Here is a 2,547-nt window from a genome sequence, read left to right as displayed (position 1 = left end):
GTTTCTCCAGCGCGGAAAAGAGTGTCTTCACCTGCGCTTCGCTGATGTCGGGATTGGCCAGCATCTGCGGCACCTCGCGGCCCATCTGGTCGCCAATGGCGGTCTGCTCCTTCAGAATTGCAACCCAGTCCGTCAATCAGGAACCTCCGTTTGTCCCCAGGCCTAAATCTCTTTTGCGGGGACAAGGGGCAACATGCGCAGCCTCGGCCGGACTGGTCAACCCGACAAGACGAGCAGAGGCTTGCACCGGCCCGTTCCGGCGCTAAGTTCGGCGCCATCGAACAAGGAATCCATCGCCCATGATCACCGACGCCGAGATCCAGACCGCCCTGCCCGCGCTTGCTCCAGGCAATGCCGCCGTGATCACCGGCGCTGCCAGCGGCATCGGTCTGGCGGCCGCCAAGCGGCTTGCATTGCTAGGCATGAAGATCGTGCTGGCCGACATTGGCGGCGCGCGGCTTGACGACGCCTCGCGCGCCGTTTCCGCGATTGCCGGCGACGGTGCCGTGCTTGCCGTCGCCGCCGACGTTTCGAAGGCGGATGAGGTGGACCGTCTCGCCGAGAGGGCGTTCGGCGCCTTCGGCGGCGTGTCGCTGCTGATGAACAATGCCGGCGTGGGCGACAACCCCGGAAAGCCGTGGGAAAACCGCGATGCCTGGAAACGGCTGCTGGACATCAATTTCTGGGGCGTTGTGCATGGCGTGGAGGCCTTCGCGCCGCGCATGCTGGCCTCGGCCAGGCCGGGTCTGATCGTCAACACAGGCTCCAAGCAAGGCATCACCACGCCGCCCGGCAATCTTGCCTACAATGTCTCCAAGGCAGGAGTGAAAGCCTTCACGGAAGGCCTGGCGCACGCGTTGCGCAACGAACCCGGCGCCCATGTCGCTGCCCATCTGCTGATCCCCGGCTTCACCTTTACCGGTCTGACCGAGGGTGCGACGGAAAAACCGGCCGGCGCCTGGACCGGCGAACAGGTTGTGGATTTCATGCTGGAATCCCTGACCAGGGGAGATTTCTACATCCTGTGCCCGGACAATGAGGCGGCCCGGCCGCTGGATGAAAAGCGCATGGCCTGGGCGATCGGCGACATCATCGAGAACCGCCCCGCTTTGTCGCGCTGGCATCCGGACCACAAAGGCAGTTTCGCAGCCTTCATGAAAGGCTGATCTTCAGGCCGCTTGCTTTTTCGACCCGCGCTTCTGTGCCACGGCCTTCTTCGCCGCGATGTCGGCGATCTGTTCGTCATGCCGCTTTGCCGCACGCTCGCATTTGGCGCGGATTTCCTCGACTTCGGATTCGGTCAGATGCTCGATGCCGATGAAGTGGTTGTGGCCCTTGCCGACCCGGATCAGTTCGTCGAGCTTGGCCTGGATCGCCGCGCCGTCGCGGTTCTGAGTGTTCTGGATCAGGAAGACCATCAGGAAGGTGATGATGGTCGTGCCCGTGTTGATGACGAGTTGCCAAGTGTCCGAAAAGCCGAAGAACGGACCGCTCACCCCCCAGGCGATGATGATGAGGCAACAGACGGCGAATGTCGGCGGCAGGCCGGCTATGCGGGCGACCCAGTTGGCAACCTTGGTGAAATGCTTTTCCATCTATCGGAATCCTCGACGCTGCGGCGCGATGAGAAACAATCAGCGACCGCTTCAGGTTCCCGATGCGAACAAATACCTCAGGTACAATTGCCTACACGCATAGGGAGAATAGTCTGGAAAACACACCTTATGGGTTCAATGCCACAGTACTCCTGCAGGCAAGAGTGCCTGTTCCTTCCGCTTCACAGCGGTTTACCTCCAGCCCCTTCCGCTGCGCCACCCCCGCATGGCGGAAGGGGTTTCAGTCCGGAGAGCGCGGAGCATGGTTTCCCGAAAGCGCCGACCGGCAGAAGGACAGACGGTCGCTCCACTTTCCCGCAGATTGCTTGGCAGCGCCGGCCTAGGCCTGCTGATGGCCTGCGCGGCCGTGACCGCCAGGGCAGAACCATCAACAGCACCGGCTGCCGAAATAGCGACCGATCCGACAATCACCGGCAGTCTCGAAAGGCATTGGACCAACAACGCGCTGGACAGCGACCATGCGGTCAAGGACTGGTACACACTGTTGCGCGGTTCGCTGCAGCAGCAATGGGGCGACAACGACGCCAACGCGAAATTCAGCGCGGACTTCCAGGTAACGCATTACGACAAGACGTCGATCGAGGACGACCGCGGATTGTCGCTGTCGGCCGAGGCCTTCCGCCGGCTCGGCCCGGGTCTCGAACTGAGGGGATCGCTGAGCTATCGCGTCTCCAGCACCGGCGACAATCTGGATATCGGCCCGCTGACGCTGGGTACGCGGGAGTTCAAGCAGGTCTTCGGCGCCCAGACACAACTCGGCATCGACCTCGGCAACGCCACATCGCTGATCCTCGAGGCCGCCGACAGCTACGAAAAGCTCGGCGCGACGCATTTCCAGGAAGATCTCATCTTGCCGGCGAAGCTGCATGCCGACCGCAATCTCTTCCAGTTGGCGGCTCGGGTCACCCGAACAGTTGGCCAGCTTGCCTTC

The 2,547-nt window shown here is 62.3% G+C and carries 2 protein-coding genes and 1 pseudogene; 2 read left to right on the top strand and 1 reads right to left on the bottom strand.

Annotated features, from left to right (window positions below):
- Window positions 1-299: 299 nt before the first annotated feature.
- On the top strand, window positions 300-1,166 hold the full coding sequence (locus tag EN932_RS33785) for an SDR family NAD(P)-dependent oxidoreductase (RefSeq protein WP_127385041.1): 867 nt from the start codon (window positions 300-302) through the stop codon (window positions 1,164-1,166).
- Window positions 1,167-1,169: 3 nt separating this feature from the next.
- Here the strand turns inward: EN932_RS33785 and EN932_RS33780 are convergent, their stop codons facing one another.
- On the bottom strand, window positions 1,170-1,595 hold the full coding sequence (locus tag EN932_RS33780; RefSeq protein ID WP_013530978.1) for a low affinity iron permease family protein: 426 nt from the start codon (window positions 1,593-1,595) through the stop codon (window positions 1,170-1,172).
- 262 nt (window positions 1,596-1,857) lie between these two features.
- On the opposite strand from EN932_RS33780, the pseudogene EN932_RS33775 reads away from it, so the two are divergent.
- Window positions 1,858-2,547: pseudogene (locus EN932_RS33775) on the top strand (hypothetical protein); the annotation flags it as partial.

The sequence above is a fragment of the Mesorhizobium sp. M7A.F.Ca.US.002.01.1.1 genome, assembly GCF_004022955.1.
Lineage (GTDB): Bacteria > Pseudomonadota > Alphaproteobacteria > Rhizobiales > Rhizobiaceae > Mesorhizobium > Mesorhizobium ciceri.
Note: the sequence above shows the minus strand (reverse complement) of the source record. Positions and strands in the feature narration are given on the sequence as shown.